The 18,186-nt window shown below is 51.2% G+C and carries 19 protein-coding genes; 10 read left to right on the top strand and 9 right to left on the bottom strand.

The genetic code is table 11. The features are described 5' to 3' along the window. The first annotated feature begins 155 nt into the window (after positions 1-155). Positions 156-1,055, top strand: coding sequence for an O-acetylserine/cysteine exporter (gene eamA, locus OGV80_RS10120; protein ID WP_047411328.1), 900 nt, complete (start codon positions 156-158; stop codon positions 1,053-1,055). A gap of 30 nt (positions 1,056-1,085) precedes the next feature. Here eamA and marB read toward each other — a convergent pair whose 3' ends face one another. From marB to marR, 3 genes are read right to left on the bottom strand one after another with little or no spacing between them, the layout of a single operon-like run. Then, the gene (gene marB / locus OGV80_RS10115) at positions 1,086-1,304 is read right to left on the bottom strand and encodes a multiple antibiotic resistance protein MarB (RefSeq protein ID WP_003832934.1); all 219 of its coding nucleotides are present in this window, start codon (positions 1,302-1,304) and stop codon (positions 1,086-1,088) included. A gap of 30 nt (positions 1,305-1,334) precedes the next feature. Continuing rightward, positions 1,335-1,718 carry an MDR efflux pump AcrAB transcriptional activator MarA gene (marA, locus tag OGV80_RS10110; protein WP_003032424.1) on the bottom strand — a complete coding sequence of 128 codons (384 nt, stop codon included), beginning with the start codon at positions 1,716-1,718 and terminating at the stop codon, positions 1,335-1,337. A gap of 18 nt (positions 1,719-1,736) precedes the next feature. Then, on the bottom strand, positions 1,737-2,171 hold the full coding sequence (gene marR / locus OGV80_RS10105; RefSeq protein ID WP_016156485.1) for a multiple antibiotic resistance transcriptional regulator MarR: 435 nt from the start codon (positions 2,169-2,171) through the stop codon (positions 1,737-1,739). A 257-nt stretch (positions 2,172-2,428) separates the two neighbouring features. Between marR and OGV80_RS10100 the strand changes: the two genes are divergently transcribed. Continuing rightward, entirely contained in the window at positions 2,429-3,094 is a 666-nt protein-coding gene (locus OGV80_RS10100) for a MarC family NAAT transporter (protein ID WP_043016355.1), read from the top strand. 37 nt (positions 3,095-3,131) lie between these two features. On the opposite strand, the gene OGV80_RS10095 is transcribed toward OGV80_RS10100, so the two are convergent. From OGV80_RS10095 to OGV80_RS10075, 5 genes are all read right to left on the bottom strand, one after another. After that, positions 3,132-4,328 (bottom strand): sugar transporter, encoded by a 1,197-nt coding sequence (locus OGV80_RS10095; protein WP_047411323.1) that lies wholly within the window; start codon positions 4,326-4,328, stop codon positions 3,132-3,134. 176 nt (positions 4,329-4,504) lie between these two features. After that, positions 4,505-5,824 (bottom strand): MFS transporter, encoded by a 1,320-nt coding sequence (locus OGV80_RS10090; protein ID WP_043016353.1) that lies wholly within the window; start codon positions 5,822-5,824, stop codon positions 4,505-4,507. 61 nt (positions 5,825-5,885) lie between these two features. Further along, positions 5,886-6,836, bottom strand: a complete 951-nt coding sequence (locus tag OGV80_RS10085) for a phosphoglycerate dehydrogenase (protein WP_043016352.1) — start codon at positions 6,834-6,836, stop codon at positions 5,886-5,888. A gap of 47 nt (positions 6,837-6,883) precedes the next feature. Continuing rightward, positions 6,884-7,768, bottom strand: a complete 885-nt coding sequence (locus OGV80_RS10080; RefSeq protein WP_087053269.1) for a dihydrodipicolinate synthase family protein — start codon at positions 7,766-7,768, stop codon at positions 6,884-6,886. Beyond that, positions 7,761-8,930 (bottom strand): iron-containing alcohol dehydrogenase, encoded by a 1,170-nt coding sequence (locus tag OGV80_RS10075; RefSeq protein ID WP_043016350.1) that lies wholly within the window; start codon positions 8,928-8,930, stop codon positions 7,761-7,763. The genes OGV80_RS10080 and OGV80_RS10075 overlap by 8 nt, the downstream gene beginning before the upstream one ends. A gap of 171 nt (positions 8,931-9,101) precedes the next feature. Here OGV80_RS10075 and dtnK point away from each other — a divergent pair, with 171 nt between their 5' ends. From dtnK to OGV80_RS10060, 3 genes are read left to right on the top strand one after another with little or no spacing between them, the layout of a single operon-like run. Beyond that, complete coding sequence (gene dtnK, locus OGV80_RS10070) at positions 9,102-10,346, top strand: D-threonate kinase (RefSeq protein WP_286514777.1); 1,245 nt, start codon at positions 9,102-9,104, stop codon at positions 10,344-10,346. Further along, positions 10,339-11,325, top strand: a complete 987-nt coding sequence (locus OGV80_RS10065) for a D-threonate 4-phosphate dehydrogenase (protein ID WP_100194390.1) — start codon at positions 10,339-10,341, stop codon at positions 11,323-11,325. Before dtnK ends, OGV80_RS10065 begins: the two co-directional genes overlap by 8 nt. A 1-nt stretch (position 11,326) precedes the next feature. Continuing rightward, positions 11,327-12,088 (top strand): DeoR/GlpR family DNA-binding transcription regulator, encoded by a 762-nt coding sequence (locus tag OGV80_RS10060; RefSeq protein ID WP_043016347.1) that lies wholly within the window; start codon positions 11,327-11,329, stop codon positions 12,086-12,088. On the opposite strand, the gene ptrR is transcribed toward OGV80_RS10060, so the two are convergent. After that, positions 12,085-12,960, bottom strand: a complete 876-nt coding sequence (gene ptrR / locus OGV80_RS10055) for a putrescine utilization regulator PtrR (protein ID WP_181634691.1) — start codon at positions 12,958-12,960, stop codon at positions 12,085-12,087. The two genes, OGV80_RS10060 and ptrR, sit on opposite strands and share 4 nt — an antisense overlap. Positions 12,961-13,062: 102 nt before the next feature. On the opposite strand from ptrR, the gene sad reads away from it, so the two are divergent. From sad to OGV80_RS10030, 5 genes are all read left to right on the top strand, one after another. Continuing rightward, positions 13,063-14,451: a succinate-semialdehyde dehydrogenase gene (sad, locus tag OGV80_RS10050; RefSeq protein ID WP_181231424.1), complete on the top strand. Its 1,389-nt coding sequence runs from the start codon at positions 13,063-13,065 to the stop codon at positions 14,449-14,451. A 103-nt stretch (positions 14,452-14,554) separates the two neighbouring features. Continuing rightward, a complete protein-coding gene (locus OGV80_RS10045) occupies positions 14,555-16,132 on the top strand; it encodes a methyl-accepting chemotaxis protein (RefSeq protein WP_043016344.1) in 1,578 nt (525 codons plus the stop codon). A 62-nt stretch (positions 16,133-16,194) separates the two neighbouring features. Further along, entirely contained in the window at positions 16,195-17,121 is a 927-nt protein-coding gene (gene glsB, locus OGV80_RS10040) for a glutaminase B (RefSeq protein WP_043016343.1), read from the top strand. Beyond that, positions 17,121-17,480: a DUF4186 domain-containing protein gene (locus tag OGV80_RS10035; RefSeq protein WP_043016342.1), complete on the top strand. Its 360-nt coding sequence runs from the start codon at positions 17,121-17,123 to the stop codon at positions 17,478-17,480. The genes glsB and OGV80_RS10035 overlap by 1 nt, the downstream gene beginning before the upstream one ends. Before the next feature lie 80 nt (positions 17,481-17,560). Continuing rightward, positions 17,561-18,088: a GNAT family N-acetyltransferase gene (locus OGV80_RS10030; protein ID WP_043016341.1), complete on the top strand. Its 528-nt coding sequence runs from the start codon at positions 17,561-17,563 to the stop codon at positions 18,086-18,088. Positions 18,089-18,186 lie beyond the last annotated feature (98 nt).

Raw genomic sequence — 18,186 nt, 5'->3', positions numbered from 1 at the left:
CAAAAACAAATAGCATGCTAAAAGTGTGATGTACACTCAATAAGTTGTCCGAAAACGCCCTGTGTGGCCTACCTGAATTAATGATCTGTTACGGCACAACGATTTCCGTTACTTTAACTTGTTTACAAAAATTTAATATTTGCAGGGGCGGTGGTATGTCGCGTAAAGACGGGTTATTAGCGTTACTGGTCGTTGTGGTTTGGGGGCTGAACTTTGTTGTCATTAAAGTGGGGCTGCACAATATGCCCCCCTTAATGCTGGCAGGACTGCGATTTTTACTGGTGGCGTTTCCGGCGATATTCTTTGTTGCCCGTCCGAAAATACCGCTTTCGCTACTACTCGGTTATGGACTAACCATCAGTTTTGGGCAGTTCGCGTTTCTCTTTAGCGCCATCAAATTCGGTATGCCTGCCGGGCTAGCTTCTCTGGTATTACAGGCTCAGGCATTTTTCACCATCATTCTGGGGGCATTTGCCTTTGGCGAGCGTCTACAGGGTAAACAACTGGTAGGAATTGCGCTGGCGGTCTTTGGCGTGCTGGTGTTGATTGAGGCCAGTCTGAACGGACAGCATGTCGGCATGCTCGGTTTTATGCTGACGCTGGCGGCGGCGCTAAGCTGGGCCTGCGGTAATATCTTTAACAAAAAAATCATGCAGCACCCGTCACGCCCGGCCGTGATGTCGCTGGTGGTATGGAGTGCGTTGATTCCTGTTGTTCCATTCTTCCTGGCCTCATTACTTCTCGATGGACCGGCGCAAATTACCCAAAGTCTGGTGGCAATAGATATGACCACCATTCTGTCACTGGTCTATCTGGCGTTTGTGGCGACCATTGTGGGTTACGGTATCTGGGGTTCTTTACTCGGGCGTTATGAGACCTGGCGTGTCGCGCCGTTGTCGCTGTTGGTACCGGTGGTTGGACTGGCGAGCGCGGCCGTGCTGCTGGATGAAACGCTGACCGGATTGCAACTGCTTGGTGCGTTACTGATCATGGCGGGGTTGTATATCAATGTGTTTGGCTTTCGGTTGCGTAAGACTGCGCAGGCGAGAGGATAAAAAAAGCCCCGCAGTGACGGGGCAAAAAAATCACAGGTTGCGCATATTGTAATAAGGCACACCTAATTCGTCGGATTTGTCGCTGCCTGCACCCATATGATTAAAATCGAACGGGGACTGATCGTGCGCTGGCGGCATAATCATCGCGTCGCGACTGTTTTGTGTGGCAGGCTGCGCGGTCTGTTCCGCCATGCTCTGGCCCGAAACAACAAACAGCAGGGCCAGCATTGCATAAGACAGAAGTTTCATGATTTCCTCGGTTACGTCGTTAACTGGCGATTAGCAATTACATTGATTGAGTGGAAGCAAATAGCGCGATTCGCCGTGCATATTCGTCATACGGTATTTATGCGGCGGAACATCAAAATAGTTTTTGAATGTTCGGGTCAGCGTTTGCTGAGACTCAAAGCCGTAACGTTCCGCCAGATAAAGGATCGGCTCGTTACTCTCTTTTAATTTTTGTGCTATTTCAGTCATTTTACGGCTGCGGATGTATTGGCCCAGTGAATGACCGGTTTCTTTTTTAAACATCCGTTGCAGGTGCCATTTGGAGTAACCTGAACGCTCTGACACTTTTTCCAGTGAGAGCGGCGATTCAAGGTTATTTTCGATCCAGTCCAAAATGCTATGAATAGTGATTGTGTCAGTATTGCGTCTGGACATCGTCATACCTCTTTCTGTTTACGGCAGGATTTTCTTAAGCAAATGCTCAAGCGTGGTCACTTCATCCGCCGTTAAGTTTTTTGTTAGTTCCTGGTGTAGGTCTTGCCCTACTAATTGATGACACTGCTCGCAAATTGCTGCGCCATGCTCGGTGAGTTTCACCAGCACGCCCCGCTTGTCATGTGGATTCGGAAGCCTTTCAATCCAGCCTTTACAGGCCAGTCTGTCCAGCATCCGCGTCAGAGCGCCGAGATCGACAGACAGCACTTTTTTCAATTCGACAGGGGTGATGCACACCGCGCAACGGATGGAGCAAAGCACCTTGAACTGCGATGCCGTGATATCCAGCGGTGACAGATAGTCGTTTAGCAAACGATCTTTTTTCTGATTAACCATGTAGATCAAACGACCCAGTGGGATGATTTCGTTAAACAGATCACTGGTGCTTTTCACAATGGTTGCCCTGGCAAGTAGTTAGTCACGGCTGATATTATTGCTTAGGCAAATATAAGTCAAATGAATGAGTCGGCAAATGCCACGTTTTGCTAAATCATCAGGCCGAACACCTGGCGAGTGGAAATTTAACGGTTTGATAATTATGGTTTATACCTGCAGATGAAAAATGAATCCTTACAGCGCGAAAATGGCTTATCTCCCGGATTTCACCGTATACTTGCCGTTGACGATTAACGCACAGGAAAGATGACATTATGATGGACTTGTTTAAAGCAATAGGGCTGGGGCTGGTAGTCCTGTTACCGTTGGCAAACCCGTTAACCACCGTGGCGTTGTTCCTTGGCCTTGCCGGCAACATGAACAGCGCAGAGCGTAACCGTCAGTCACTCATGGCGTCCGTTTACGTGTTCGCTATCATGATGGTGGCTTACTACGCCGGACAACTGGTGATGAACACCTTTGGGATTTCGATTCCCGGGCTACGTATTGCGGGTGGGTTAATCGTTGCGTTTATCGGCTTTCGGATGTTGTTTCCACAGCAGAAGGCGCATGATTCTCCGGAAGCGAGAAGCAAATCAGAAGAACTGGAAGACGAACCGACGGCCAATATTGCATTTGTTCCGCTGGCCATGCCAAGCACCGCCGGTCCGGGTACGATTGCAATGATCATCAGTTCGGCGTCAACCGTACGTCATGGTTCCGAGTTTCCGGACTGGGTGATCATGGTCGCGCCGCCGATTATTTTTGCGGCAGTCGGGGTGATCCTGTGGGGCAGTTTGCGCAGTTCCGGTGGGATTATGCGCCTGGTCGGTAAAGGCGGGATTGAGGCGATTTCCCGTCTGATGGGCTTCCTGCTGGTATGTATGGGCGTGCAGTTTATTATTAACGGCGTGCTGGAAATCATTAAAACTTACGCTTAAAACAACGCGCCCGGCATGGCCTGCCGGGCACGGTTTTTTACGAATGTTGAGGCTGTTCTTCCAGTGATACCGGCCATTTACGGAAGATAATTATCGACCAGATCAACGCCAAAACGGCAGGCACTGCGCCGACATAACCAATCGTAGACATTGACCAGTGCAGACTCACCTGATTTCCTACCAGCGCGCCAGCCCCTATACCGATATTAAAAATGCCTGAGAACAGGGCCATTGCGACGTCGGTGGCATCCGGGGCCAGCGCCAGCACTTTGACCTGCATACCCAGACCTATCAACATAATGGCGATGCCCCAGAATATACTCAGGACGGCCAGATGCATTTCGCTGTTTGCGGCGGGAAGTAACAGCACCAGGCACACCGTCAGCAGGGCAATGGCGCTGCTAATCAGTACGGATGCATGTTGATTACCCAGCTTGCCAAAAATGACGCTACCGACAATTCCCGCACCCCCCAGAACCAGCAGTAGCACGGTTGCAAAGTTTGCGCTCAGCCCGGCGACGGTCTGCACAAACGGTTCGATATAGCTGTAGGCCGTGTAATGCGCGGTGACCACAATCACTGTCAGCAGATACAGGCTCATTAACGCCGGACGATGAAATAACACGGGCAGGCTTTTCAATGAACCAGAATGCTCGCTGGGTAATTTGGGCAGGAGCTTAATCAGGCAAAGCAGGGTAACTAACGCCCCCATACCGATGGCGAAGAAGGTGGTGCGCCAGCCAAAATACTGGCCAACGATCCGCCCGATAGGCAGACCAAGCACCATCGCCAGCGCGGTGCCGGTCGCAATCAGACTGAGCGCCTGCGCGCGTTTCCCGGCAGGAGCCAGGCGAATCGCCAGCGAGGCGGTGATCGACCAGAAAATGGCGTGCGCAAAAGCAATACCAATACGGCTAATTACCAGCACGGTAAAATTCCATGCCAGGAAAGAGAGTACGTGGCTGGCGATAAACACCACAAACAAGCAGATCAGAAGTTTACGGCGTTCTACCTGGCTGGTAAGCAGCATGAAAGGCAGCGACATCAGAGCCACAACCCAGGCGTAGATCGTCAGCATGATCCCGACCTGCGCGGTCTGCATATTAAAACTTTGTGCGATGTCGGACAGCAAACCGACAGGGACAAACTCAGTGGTATTGAAAATAAAACCGGCAATGGCAAGCGTAACTACCCGTAGCCACGCGACCTTGCGGGAAACAGTGTCTGTTGTCATATCAAATAGGTGGATTAGCTGCGAAAAGGTAAGGTCACGATCTTAAAACGTTTGCTGGCGAAAATACAATCATTTCGTGATTTATATCACATTATTCTGCTGAATGTTTGGCGGTTTTTCGGGGAACCGGTCAGTACGATGACTGACCGGGAAACAGAGCAAAGTGATTGCAGGTGTTAATGCTGTCGTGCCTGGTTCATGCACAATGCGTCATACTCGCTGTCAACGATGGGTTCGACTTTGCCCATTAAAAACAGGTAATTCAAAATACCCAGTACGACGAGTGCCGCGGAAAATACAAGGGCCCACGTAAATGAACCCGTGGCAGCGACGATTGCACCTGTAATAATCGGGCCGACTGCACCGCCCATGTTTGAGACGGTATTCTGTAACCCGGCAACAATCGACACGCTGTTTTTGGGGGCAACATCGCCTGGTAATGCCCAGACCTGTGAGGCCGCGACGGTAGTTCCTGATTTAGCTACACACAGTAAAAAGACAGTCATGAAAACGGAGTCAGTAAAGGGGGCAAAACCAATACATAAAGCCATCAATAAACCAATAGTCAGGAATAATTTTCTTGTAGCGGTGAGCGATAATATCCGTTTATGTACCATGCGATCCGACGCCCAACCTGCGAACACTTCAATCACCATTCCGCAAAGCAATGGTAGGGCCGCGACCATACCCATTTTGATAAAATCCATACCTTTGTCTTTTACCAGATAGGTCGGCAACCAGGTAATAAAGAAATACGAAGTGTAATTGATGGTGAAAAAACCGATACACATTGCCCAGATATTGCGATAGCGTAGCAACTTATACCATCGCATGGGTAATACAGATTTATCACCATGTTTCTGTTTTTGCCCCTCGCGAATATGTTTCACTTCCGCCGGGCTGATTTTTTTGTGATCTTCCGGGTTTTCGGTATAAATAAAATACCACGCAATGACCCATAAAATTCCCACGCTACCAATAATAAGAAACGTTAATCGCCAGTCGAATTGATAAATCATCCAGACGATCAGCGGCATGGCAACGGCTCCGCCGAATTTTGAGGCACTGTCAAACAACCCGGAAACAGTTGCTCGCTCTCTGTCAGGGAACCATCGTGCGGCGATCCCCGCATTGCTTGGATAGGCAGCGGCTTCACCCACGCCCAAAGCCAGTCTGAGTGCCAGCAGCGACTTAAAACCAGTGGCCAGCCCCATCATTGATGTGGCTATTGACCACCACGCTACGGCAATGCCCAGACCTTTTTTCTGGCCGAAGCGATCGGCGAACCAGCCTGCAGGTATTTGCAATAAGGAGTATGACCAAAAGAATGCTGCCATTATAAACCCCATCATTTCGGGATCGAGCTTAAGCTCATCAATAAGATGCGGAGCAGCAGCTGATAATACCGTTCGGTCAATATAGTTAATTGCAATAGCAAGCCACATTAATCCCGCAATCCACCAGCGAATTCGGGATTTTTCAGCTAAATTATTCATATATTTGGCCCATGGTAGATGTTTATTGTTTTAGTATGAAGGGTACATTTTTACCGTTCTTTTAGAGTGAGTTCATAATGTTTTGCGGCTTATGTTGATGTATGACGCACGCAATAATATTGTGTACGCATTGCTCTCCAATATTGCTCACCGCACCTTCGGTATATCCTGCGATGTGCGCCGTCGGAATAAAGTTTTCAAGGGCAAACAAAGGATGTGAATTGCAGGGCTCCTGTATAAAGACATCGGCTGCAGCTCCTTTAATAACGCCCTGAGTCAGCGCCTGGAACAGATCCTCTTCATTAACGACACCACCGCGTGAAACATTGATTAAATAGCTGCTTTTCTTCATTTTCTGCATGCGGGCCAAATCAAAGAGATTTTTTGTTTCAGGGGTTAGCGGTGTATGGAGGGTAATAAAATCACTGTTTTCTGTTAAAGCATCTAATGAGACATACTCAACGCAATTTGCTTTGGCGAATGACTCATCCTGCCAGGCATCGTGTGCCAGTATGCGCATGTTGAAACCGCGGGCACGTAGCGCGACCTGTTTACCTATGTTGCCCAGCCCAATGATACCTATGGTTTTGCCATAGACATCAGAGGCGAAAATACGTGGCCAATTTCCGGCGCGAGTTTGCTCAATTGCACCGGGTAATTGTCGAGCACAGTTAAGGATCAATGAAAAAGCAAAATCGGCGACGGCATGTTTGTTGGCATCCGGCACATTGGTAACGTAAATGCCTTTTTCCCGGGTGGCATCCAGGTCGATGTTATCGACACCGACGCCATGCTTACAGACGATTTTCAGCTGAGGGGCCGCTGCCAGCAATTCAGCATTAACCTCTGTGAAGGCAACGATCATCGCCACCGTGTCTGCAAGGTATGGTTCGAGTTCTTTTCGTCCGATATCTGCGGGAAGCATGATTAATTTAAGACCCGCATCCTGCAGTTGCTCGATTGGCTGCCGATCGTATTTGGCAAATGACGGAGAAGTACAGATGACGTTCATAATACAATCCTGTTAGTTAAGCGGCGTTACCGCCGCTGTAAAAGAGGTTATTGCAGATAGTTATTGATAATCTGTTGGATCAGATTTTCCTGTTGTGCGTTAAACGTGACAGCGTAACGACTTGCGCCAACCTCATGCCCCATGATTTGCAACGCTTTTTTGACTGCAGCGGGCGAGAAGGCAACTTTATAGAGATCGGTTCGCAAACCCGTGACGCTTTCCTGTGCCTCATGCGATCCGGCAATATCACCGGCCTTGAATCGCGCCCAGATAGCATTAATTTCTTTTGGCGCCACGTTTGCCAGACCAGAAATACAGGCAGAACAACCGTCAACGAATCCCTGGTGAATCAGCGAATCCGGCCCATTCAACACATCAAAACCTTCAATATCTTTGACGGCGTCAAGGAATCCACCGAGGCTTTCATAGCTACCGGCGCTGTCTTTGATGCCAATGATGTTGGGATGCGCCGCCAGCACTCTTGCGGTTGCCGGTTCAATGGTGTTACCCGTACGTGCCGGGATGTTATAGAGAAATACCGGCACCGATAGCGCGTCGGCAATCGCGGTATAGTGGGCAATCAGTTCCTGCTGTTTGAGCGGAACAAAATACGGGGTAATCACCGATACGGCATCGACGCCCAGTTTTTCTATTTGTTTACCCAGACGAATGGTTTCACGGGTTGAGATTTCACCAATATGCGCCACCACATTTGCCCGTCCAGCAACTTCCTCAACGCAGGTACGGGTCACCGCTATTTTTTCTTCCTCGTTAAGTACAAAAAACTCGCCATTGGTGCCGCCGCAGAAAATACCGTTTCCAGCGTTTAGCTGGCGATTAACCTGGTTTTTGAGTTCGGTGAGGTTTAATGCCCCTTCGTTATCGAAAGGGGTGACGATTGCCGTCAGTACGCCACAGATTTTTTTACTCATGATTCACTCCTTTGGTAATCAGTTCTGGAAAAAGTGTTTGATAAATAGCCTTAACATCGTCATGGCTCACCTGACAGGGCGCGTTGTTCATAAGACGTTTTACGTTAAGCGCGGCATCGGCCAGCGCGGAAAGGTCAGTGGAGGGCACGCCAAGCGTTGCCAGGTTGTCGGGCAGGTTGAGCCGTTTCACGAGCGCGGAGAAGTACTCCACCAGCGCGAAAGATTTTTCTTCAGCGCTGAGTGTGCGATCGGCGTCAGGTAGCAGATCCCAGACCTGGGCAAATTTGTTGACCGCGTGAGGGCGAACCACCTTCATGCAGGGTGCTAACAGAATCGCGTTAGCGACACCATGTGGGAGATGGTATCGCCCCCCCAGCGGATAAGAGAGCGCATGAACCAGATGTGTACCGGCGTGATTAATCGCTACACCGCCATAGTATGACGCCCACAGCATTTCCAGTTTAGCCAGCAAATTGTTCGGTTCATTAACCGAGGTTTCGATGTTTTTCAACAATTTCTGTAAACCGATGAGCGCAGCGTTGTCGCTGATTGGGTTGGCGATAGTTGCTGTAAAGCACTCAATCAGATGACAGAGCGCGTCAATGCCGGTGGATGAGGCGATGTGCGCTGGCATACTGGTGGTGAGTTCCGGTAGCAAGGCGACATAATCCGGCAGCAGCACCGGGGAGATGATACCCACCTTGGTGTTTTGTTCGGGGATGGCCAGTATCGCGTTTGGAGTGGCTTCTGAACCCGTGCCTGCTGTGGCGGGGATTAGCACGGAGGTCACACGTTGTTGCGGTTTTTCACCTGCCAGCATGGCGTCAAGCGTCGGGGACTCAGGGTGACATAAGACGGAGAGCAGTTTCGCCACATCCAGTACGCTACCGCCGCCAATGCCTATCACCATTTCCACATTGAGGTCAGCCACGCGTTTGACGAGTTTGCTGACGTCATGATGTCCCGGCTCGGCGGGTACGTTATCAATCAGTGTCACCTGACGGCCATCATTAGCCAGCAGGGTACGGATCTGCGCTACTGCATCCAGTCGAACAATATTTGCATCAGTTACCAGCAGTAACTGGCGTTTACCGCTCAGTAATGGCTCCAGAGCGGGGATGGCATGCGAACCGCTGATCACGGTGCTATTAATTGTTGCCACAACATTCTCCTGTTGTTTGAGTGATTGAATTCGCTCACTGTGATTCAGGAACGATGACATCATGGGCTAAATTTATAATTTATCTCGGAACTGAATAACTTGAGCTTGCTCACACTTAATCAATTGTGATTGAATATAATCATTAACAACACATAACGACCCGGAGCATGGATGAGTAAACAAGTAGCTAGACCGCAAATCCTGGTTATCGCCGATGACTTTACCGGGGGGAACGATGCGGGGGTCAGCCTTGCGCTGACGGGAATGACGGTGAATGTCGCCTTCACGTTACCCTCCACCGAGGAGACCGACGTACTGGTCGTTAACAGTGATAGTCGTGCGTTGGATGCACCGCAGGCATCTTCCCGCGTGAGAGCTTTAGCGCTTGCCTGTCATGCAGACTCGCGGGCGCTGTGGCTAAAGAAAATGGATTCCACATTACGTGGCAACCCAGGGGCCGAAGTTGAGGCGTTAATGCAGGTCACCGGTAAAAATCTGGCCATTGTTGCGCCAGCGTTTCCCCTGGCCGGTCGGACGACTGAAGAAGGTCTTTGCCTTATCAACGGTGTCCCGGTTACCCAAACCGAATTTGCCAGTGACCCGAAAACCCCGGTAGCTAGCGCTGATATTTGTGCGGTACTTCAGGCACAAACCACCATCACATGCCGGGCTATGTCACTGACTGACTATTTGCAACGCCTGACAGAACCTGCCGCTGATATGCCGCAAATTTGGGCGGTTGATGCGCAGAGTAATGCCGATCTCGATGCCATTGTTGTTGAAGCAATGGAGCGAAATGATACGCCGCTTTTGGTGGGGTCAGCAGGAATCTGTGACGCACTGGCTCGCCATATCCAGACGGCATCTTCCCGGCGTTTACTGGCGATTGTGGGCTCAATGAGTGAAATTGCTCAACGCCAGATTGCTGTTGTGCGCAGAAACCCGCAGGTAGAGACGGTATTCATTGATATCGAAGATATGTTGAAGGGGGCTGTGACGGGGTACGTCGCCCGCATCATTGGCGTTCTGGCATCCGGTAAACACTGCATTGTTCACACTTGTCCTGATACTGATGCGCGGCACCATATTCCGCATCTTTGCGCCCGCTGGCAGGTAAGTCGCGCTCAGTTGGGCGAAAAAATCTGCCAGTTCCTTGGGCAACTTACCCGACAGGTTGCTGATGATATCTCACCCGCAGCGCTGTATCTCTCTGGCGGCGATGTTGCTATGGCGGTTGCTGAAGCGCTCGGAGCAACAGGATTTCGTATCAGCGACCGTGTGGCCCAGTGCGTGCCGTATGGTCATTTTGTTGGTGGATACTGGCAGCGCCCGGTTATGACAAAGGCAGGGGGGTTTGGTGACGAAACGACCTTGCGTCAGGTTTTGAATTATGTTGAGGAGAAAATGAGTGAATAACACTATTGCGGTAACCATGGGCGATCCGGCTGGTATTGGACCGGAGATCATTCTTAAATCACTGGCGGAAGGAGAGCTTTCTGGCGCGCCGGTCATTGTTGTTGGATGCGTGCAGACGCTGCGACGGATCCAGTCATTGAATATAACACCGCCAGCGGAACTTCGGGTGATTGAAAGTGTAGCCCAGGCGCAATTCGCCGCAGGTGTAATCAATGTCATTGATGAACCGCTTGCCGATCCAGATTCTCTCCAGCCCGGTGTAGTGCAAGCACAGGCCGGGGATCTGGCATATCGCTGTATCAAGCGTGCCACGATGTTGGCGCTGAATGGCGAAGTTAAAGCGATAGCCACTGCGCCTCTGAATAAAGAAGCATTACATCTGGCGGGTCATCATTATCCTGGGCATACCGAACTGCTGGCGCAACTGACCAACAGTAAAGATTATGCAATGGTGCTGTATACCGACCAGCTCAAAGTCATCCATGTCACCACCCATATTGCGTTACGAAAATTCCTGGATACGCTCAGCGAACAGCGGGTGAAAACTGTTATTCAGGTAGCACATGATTTCCTGCGTCGCGTTGGGTATGAAAATCCGCGTATTGCGGTGGCAGGGGTGAATCCACATGCTGGAGAAAATGGTCTTTTTGGCGATGAAGAAATCAAAATAGTTGGACCCGCAATCCAGACTATGCAGGCGCTGGGGCTAAATGTCACCGGGCCGTGCCCACCGGATACGGTATTTATGCAGTGCCACGAAGGAATGTACGACATGGTGGTAGCGATGTATCACGATCAGGGGCATATTCCGCTAAAATTGCTTGGATTCTATGATGGGGTGAATATCACCGCCGGGTTACCGTTTATTCGCACCTCTGCAGACCACGGTACGGCGTTTGATATTGCCTGGACAGGTAAAGCCAAGTCTGAGAGCATGGCGGTGTCCATCCAGTTAGCAATGCAAATCACGCGGGATTAAAATGAAGGGATATAATCGGTTAGAACAGATTATGGATTATCTGAAAGGGCATAATCTGGCGACGGTAGAACAGTTGGTTGCCGTGACGGGCGCCTCTCCGGCGACTATTCGTCGCGATCTGATTAAACTCGATCAGGAAGGCGTGATCAGCCGTACCCATGGTGGTGTGACGCTTAACCGATTTATCCCATCGCAGCCTACTACGCATGAGAAAATGCAACGCAGCCTGCAAGAAAAACAAGCGATCGCCAGCGCGGCAGCAAGCCTGGTGAAGGCAGGGGATTCTATTGTTCTGGATGCAGGTACGACAATGATTGAACTGGCTCGTCAGCTCACCCATCTGCCGCTGCGGGTCATCACCAGCGATCTGCACATCGCACTTTTTTTCTCCGAGTTTAAACAAATTGAAGTGACGATCATTGGCGGGCGGATTGATGACTCCAGCCAGTCATGCATCGGCGAGCATGGGCGTAAACTGTTGCAGAGCGTCTGGCCGGATATCGCGTTTTTAAGCTGTAACGGTTGGGATCTGGCGCGTGGGATCACCGCGCCGACGGAAGAGAAGGCCGGGGTAAAACGTGACCTGATTGCCAACGCCAGTCGCCGGGTACTGCTGGCAGACAGTTCAAAATATGGCGCGTGGTCATTGTTTAATGTTACCCATTTGAATGCGCTGACGGATATTGTGACCGATGCCCGGCTCAATGAGGGCGTGCGCGAGCAACTAGAACAGTTACCCTGCCAACTGACGATTGCCAGTTAATCCCTATTCTGCGACAACTGGGGGTTCAAGATCTCAATAAACGCTTCCAGTTGCCTCGTCATTGCGCCTCTGCGCCAGACCAGCCACGTATTCAGCCAGCGCCAGTTTTCGCTTAGCGCCCAGGCGTTGACCTGATGATGCCCAGGCATGCTCTCCAGCATCGAGCGCGGGATCAGCGCGATACCCGCGCCGGCAATAACGCAGGCCAGCATTCCGTGATACGACTCCATTTCATGAATGGTGCCGGGCATTGCGCGATCGGCATGAAACCAGCTTTCAAAGTGGCGGCGATAGGAACAGTTGGCGCGAAAGGCGTAAATACTACAACCGTTAACATCACTGGCCCGCTGGATGGGAGGGTGACCGTGCGGCGTGACAATCATCATCTCTTCACGGTAGACCGGCATTCCTTCAAGGCCAGGATGGGTAATCGGACCGTCAACAAAGGCGGCGTTCAGCGTCCCCTCGAGCACACCATCCAGCATCGTGCCCGAAGGGCCTGTCGCCAGCGCAAACTGAATTTTGGGGTAACGCTGGTTATATTCCGCCAGCGTGGCGGGGATTCGCACAGCGGCAGTACTTTCCAGCGAGCCAAGAGAGAACAACCCCTGAGGTTCATCCCCGGCGACGACCATTCTCGCTTCCTCAACCAGTGCGAGGATCCGCTGGCTGTAGCGCAAAAAGTTGTGCCCGGATGGGGAAAGTCGCAGACGCTGGTTTTCACGAATAAACAGATCGACGCCAAGGTCGGCTTCAAGCTGGCGAATGCGGGTGGTGAGATTAGATGGCACGCGATGCACCTTCGCAGCGGCCTGCGTAATACTGCCGGTCTCTGCGACGGCATTGAACATTTCCAGTTGCGTCAGATCCATGGTGTTCTCTATTCGTGAATGGTGTGGTTAATATTATTCATTTTTCAGAAAGAGTAAATATGCGCATGATATAACCATACCCTGCGATGAAGAGAGGCAACTATGACTATCACAGCAGCAACACATGCGATTTCCGTTAATCCTGCTAATGGAGAAAGGCTGGCAGCGATGCCATGGGCGAGCGCTGAAGAGATTGCACATGCGCTGAGCCTTGCTGCGAAAGGCTACAGCGAATGGAAACATACTTCCGTTGAACACCGTGCGCAAACGCTGCGTGATATCGGGCAGGCTCTGCGTCATCGTGCGGAAGAGATGGCGCAATGTATTTCCCGTGAAATGGGCAAACCCATCAAGCAGGCACGGGGTGAAGTTGCCAAATCGGCCGCATTGTGCGACTGGTACGCCGAACATGGCCCGGCGATGCTCAATCCGGAACCTACGCTGGTGGAAAACAATCAGGCGGTGATTGAGTACCGCCCCGTAGGAACCATTCTGGCGATCATGCCGTGGAACTTCCCACTCTGGCAGGTACTGCGTGGCGCCATTCCAATTCTGTTGGCCGGAAATGGCTACCTGTTAAAGCATGCACCGAATGTAACCGGCTGTGCTGCGATTATCGCCCAGGTATTTGCTGATGCGAATGTTCCTGCCGGGGTTTACGGTTGGGTGAATGCCGACAACGCTGGGGTAAGTCAGATGATCAATGACCCGCGTATTGCGGCGGTAACGGTGACGGGCAGTGTTCGTGCCGGTGCGGCGATTGGCGCTCAGGCAGGGGCGGCGTTGAAGAAATGTGTGCTTGAGCTGGGTGGTTCCGATCCGTTTATTGTCCTTAATGATGCTGATCTTGACCTGGCCGTTAAGGCGGCAGTTGCCGGGCGTTACCAGAACACTGGGCAGGTGTGTGCGGCAGCCAAGCGTTTCATTATTGAAGAAGGTATTGCGGCAGAATTTACGGCTCGTTTTGTCGCGGCCGCGAGCGCGCTCAAAATGGGCGATCCGCTGAACGAAGAAAACGATCTGGGTCCGATGGCGCGATTTGATCTGCGTGATGAGCTTCATCAGCAGGTTGAAGCCTCCCTTGCTGAAGGAGCGCGATTACTTCTCGGCGGGGAAAAAATTGCAGGCCACGGCAATTACTATGCTGTGACGGTACTGGGTGATGTCACTCCAGAGATGACGGCTTTTCGTCAGGAGCTGTTTGGCCCGGTTGCAGCGATTACCGTGGCAAAGAATGCGGAACATGCCTTAGCACTGGCAAATGATAGTGATTTCGGTTTATCCGCCACGGTGTTCACCGCAGATGAAGCGCTGGCGCAGAATATGGCGTCACGCCTGGAATGTGGAGGCGTATTCATCAATGGCTTCAGTGCCAGCGATGCCCGTGTTGCATTTGGCGGCGTGAAGAAAAGTGGTTTTGGCCGCGAGCTCTCTCACTTTGGCCTGCATGAGTTCTGTAACGTGCAGACCGTCTGGAAAAACCGCCTCTGATGGTGTGGGTGCCTCCATCGGGGGCACCTGTCTTATTTCTGCAATTTTTCTGTCATTTACTCTCCGTATATTCGCGTCTAACGCTTTGATACAGAAGAGTAATATGAACATAACGCAAATTTTTCAACGTCTGATCCCCCGTCAGTTTGGTTTGTTAACTGGTATTTTCTGCATAATTGCACTGTTCTCTGTATTGCAGGTCGCGTCCTCTTTGATGCTCTCGGCCTCTGTCAGCGACGCGCAGCATAATGAAGGTCGTAATCAGCTCGCGCTAATACAGCAGGCGAAGATCGATGAAGCGCGGGTGGCATTATTGTCTGCCAGCGATCTGCTTAACCGGGCTGGAGTTTATTTTATGCAGGATGCTGCCACCGGCTCTGACGGAAGTTGGCGGCCATTAATGGAGGAGGCTCATCGGGCGCTGACACAGTCAAAAACCGCATGGGATGCATGGAGTCATTTAAAACCGCAGCCGGATCCTGAACTCACGGAGAGCTATCAGCGCTTTTATAGCGGCATTCAGGAACAAGCGGACGGGCTGATGCAGTCCGGTTCGATTGACGCTTTTTTTGCCGTGCCCGTACAGGCGTTTCAGTCAGATTTTAACGACAACTACGCCCGCTTTCAGCAGGAAAGTGGGCGACATGCGGAAGTCGGGCGTCAGCAATTGTTGACCAGTCTTGAGCGTTTACAGCATCTGTTTTTGTTTATTCCTCTGGTGCTGGTGGTTATCGCTGTGCTGGTCTGGCGCAGTATGTCTCGTTGGGTGATAACACCGCTGCGACGGCTGATCGATCATATCGATATTTTAGCGGCAGGCGATCTTTCCCGACCAGCTCCGCAGGTGAGTCAGTTCAATCGGGAAGTGATGCAATTAAGTTTGCGAATTGCTGCAATGCAGCAGGGACTCTGCGCGCTGGTACAGCAGGTGAATGACGCCACAACCGCAATGGTGGGGAACATCAGCGAACTTGCGCAAAATAATAAGCAGTTGTATCAGCAATCGGCGAAACAAAGTGAAGAGTTGAGTACCGTGACTTCGCATATAGGTTTTCTTGAAACGCATGTTGAGGATAACAGTGGCTTTGCTCAACTGGCGAATCAGCGTGCTGTGCAGGCCCGTGATATTGCGGCGGGCGGAGACCGAATGATGGCGACGGTAAATGCGTCAATGCAGGCGATTGTGACGCGCTCGTCTGAAATGCGCGGAATTATAACGCTAATCGACAACATCGCGTTTCAGACAAACATCCTCGCACTGAACGCGGCAATCGAGGCTGCACATGCTGGGGAACAAGGGCGCGGGTTTGCAGTGGTCGCCAAAGAAGTTGGACTTCTGGCGCGAAAAAGCGGTCAGTCGACGCAGAATATTCAGGCGCTCATTCAACACTCTTTACAGGGCATTGAAGAGGGCTTTCATGCCGTAAACGGGCTGGATGAGAATCTACAGCAGGTTATTTCGCTGGTGGAAAACCTCGGCGCATTGCTGAACGATATTTCGGCGGCAACGTTAAATCAGGGGGACAGTATTCACCAGTTGACTCGTAAGCTTCATGTTCTGAACGGAGAGGCCCGGCAAACCAGCGATCTGGTGAATGCCGCATCCAATTCTTCCTTGCAGCTACATCATGAATCTCACCAGCTTATGCAGGCAGTGGCCAGATTCCGCCTTCCGGCCTGACGCTGCGTATTCAGCTCTGTTATACTCGCAGGCCTTTCATACCTGCGAGCAAGGAGCATGTTGTGGCCAGGGCCATGGACAATTCAATTTTAGAGACCATTGTGCAGCAGGTTCGTCCGCTGATTGGTCAAGGTAAAGTCGCTGATTACATTCCTGCATTAGCTTCCGTGGACGGTTCAAAACTGGGTATTGCCATTTGCACCGTCGATGGACAGCACTATCAGGCGGGGGATGCGCAAGAGCGCTTTTCTATTCAGTCAATTTCAAAGGTGCTCAGTCTGGTCGTGGCGATGCGTCATTATCAGGAGGATGAGATCTGGCAACGTGTCGGCAAGGATCCATCCGGTCATCCTTTTAACTCCCTGGTACAGCTGGAAATGGAACAGGGGATCCCGCGTAATCCCTTCATCAATGCCGGGGCGCTGGTGGTTTGCGACATGCTGCAAGGGCGACTGAGCGCACCGCGTCAACGGATGCTGGAAGTGGTTAGGGCGTTAAGCGGCGTATCGGATATCGCCTATGATTCGACAGTGGCGCGTTCTGAGTTTGAGCACTCGGCGCGTAACGCGGCTATCGCCTGGCTGATGAAATCATTTGGCAATTTCCATCATGATGTGACCACTGTTTTACAAAATTACTTTCACTATTGTGCGTTGAAAATGAGCTGTGTAGAACTGGCGCGTACGTTCGTCTTTCTGGCGAATCAGGGACACGCCTTTCATCTTGCGGAGCCCGTGGTTACGCCCATGCAGGCCAGGCAGATCAACGCGTTGATGGCTACCAGTGGCATGTATCAGAACGCAGGGGAATTTGCCTGGCGAGTAGGTTTACCGGCGAAATCTGGCGTTGGCGGCGGTATCGTGGCTATCGTTCCCCACGAGATGGCGATTGCCGTCTGGAGTCCGGAACTGGATCCTGCGGGAAATTCGCTGGCGGGTATCGCCGTGCTGGAGCAATTAACACAACAACTGGGGCGCTCGGTTTACTGATGAATACGCTCGATCCTCTTTTTGCCAGGCTGGCGAAATCAACGTTTCGCTCGCGGTTTCGTCTTGGTCAGAAAGAAAGGCAGTATTGTCTGGATAAAGGTGCGCCGGTTATCGAGCAACACGCTGCGGATTTTATTGCCAAACGGCTGGCCCCGGCGTTACCGGTCAATGATGGTAAGCAGACGCCCATGCGTGGGCATCCGGTCTTTATCGCTCAACATGCTACGGCCACCTGTTGTCGGGGCTGTCTGGCGAAATGGCATGATATTCCTCAGGGTGTCGCGCTTAACGATGAGCAGCAACGTTACGTTGTCACGGTTATTTATCACTGGTTAGTGCTTCAAATGAATAAGCCATAGATAACATAATCCTATGATATGTCTCCTTGTGTTGTGCTTTTGTTAAAAGCAGTATAAAGAGGTCAATCTAAGGAGAAAAAATGGCTATCTGCAAACCCTGCTTTGTGATGAGTACGGCACAGATTCTGTCGAGAATCGACGAGCTCAGCGACATCCTTGAAACATGCGTCAATGACGGCGCCTCTGTTAGCTTTATGCTGCCTTTTACGAGTGAAAAGTCACGACCTTTCTGGATGAGCGTCGCGCAAAGTGTCGACCGTGGAGAAAGGATTGTTCTGGGGGCACAGGACGCACAGGGTGTTCTTGTTGGTACCGTCCAGCTCATTATCGATCAACCCGAAAACCAACCCCATCGTGCGGATGTCGCCAAACTACTGGTTCACACCTCTGCGCGACGGGGCGGTGTGGCTCGGGAATTGATGAACGGACTCGAACGTTGCGCGCATCAACAAGGCAAGACGCTGCTGGTGCTTGATACCGCGACGGGCAGTTCCGCTGAGTTGTTCTACCACAATTGCGGATGGCAAAAAGTTGGGGTGATACCCGACTATGCCAAAATGCCCGACGGGACGCTGACCGGGACCACACTTTTCTATAAAACTCTCTAATTTATTATCGGGGATTGATCAAAACAGGGTTTCAATGTATTAAAGTTTGCTAACCTATTGGACCAATTCAATCAGGTTGTATGACTAATCATAAAGGG

The sequence above is a fragment of the Citrobacter sp. Ce119 genome, from assembly GCF_030334525.1.
GTDB lineage: Bacteria > Pseudomonadota > Gammaproteobacteria > Enterobacterales > Enterobacteriaceae > Citrobacter > Citrobacter europaeus.
Note: the sequence above shows the minus strand (reverse complement) of the source record. Positions and strands in the feature narration are given on the sequence as shown.

What these genes read in the sequence shown, in the direction of transcription:
- eamA (WP_047411328.1), top strand. Translation starts at nt 156, where the DNA reads ATGTCGCGTAAAGACGGGTTATTAGCGTTACTGGTCGTTGTGGTTTGG.
- marB (WP_003832934.1), bottom strand. Translation starts at nt 1,304, where the DNA reads ATGAAACTTCTGTCTTATGCAATGCTGGCCCTGCTGTTTGTTGTTTCG.
- marA (WP_003032424.1), bottom strand. Translation starts at nt 1,718, where the DNA reads ATGTCCAGACGCAATACTGACACAATCACTATTCATAGCATTTTGGAC.
- OGV80_RS10100 (WP_043016355.1), top strand. Translation starts at nt 2,429, where the DNA reads ATGATGGACTTGTTTAAAGCAATAGGGCTGGGGCTGGTAGTCCTGTTA.
- OGV80_RS10095 (WP_047411323.1), bottom strand. Translation starts at nt 4,328, where the DNA reads ATGACAACAGACACTGTTTCCCGCAAGGTCGCGTGGCTACGGGTAGTT.
- OGV80_RS10090 (WP_043016353.1), bottom strand. Translation starts at nt 5,824, where the DNA reads ATGAATAATTTAGCTGAAAAATCCCGAATTCGCTGGTGGATTGCGGGA.
- OGV80_RS10085 (WP_043016352.1), bottom strand. Translation starts at nt 6,836, where the DNA reads ATGAACGTCATCTGTACTTCTCCGTCATTTGCCAAATACGATCGGCAG.
- OGV80_RS10080 (WP_087053269.1), bottom strand. Translation starts at nt 7,768, where the DNA reads ATGAGTAAAAAAATCTGTGGCGTACTGACGGCAATCGTCACCCCTTTC.
- dtnK (WP_286514777.1), top strand. Translation starts at nt 9,102, where the DNA reads ATGAGTAAACAAGTAGCTAGACCGCAAATCCTGGTTATCGCCGATGAC.
- OGV80_RS10060 (WP_043016347.1), top strand. Translation starts at nt 11,327, where the DNA reads ATGAAGGGATATAATCGGTTAGAACAGATTATGGATTATCTGAAAGGG.
- ptrR (WP_181634691.1), bottom strand. Translation starts at nt 12,960, where the DNA reads ATGGATCTGACGCAACTGGAAATGTTCAATGCCGTCGCAGAGACCGGC.
- sad (WP_181231424.1), top strand. Translation starts at nt 13,063, where the DNA reads ATGACTATCACAGCAGCAACACATGCGATTTCCGTTAATCCTGCTAAT.
- OGV80_RS10045 (WP_043016344.1), top strand. Translation starts at nt 14,555, where the DNA reads ATGAACATAACGCAAATTTTTCAACGTCTGATCCCCCGTCAGTTTGGT.
- OGV80_RS10035 (WP_043016342.1), top strand. Translation starts at nt 17,121, where the DNA reads ATGAATACGCTCGATCCTCTTTTTGCCAGGCTGGCGAAATCAACGTTT.
- OGV80_RS10030 (WP_043016341.1), top strand. Translation starts at nt 17,561, where the DNA reads ATGGCTATCTGCAAACCCTGCTTTGTGATGAGTACGGCACAGATTCTG.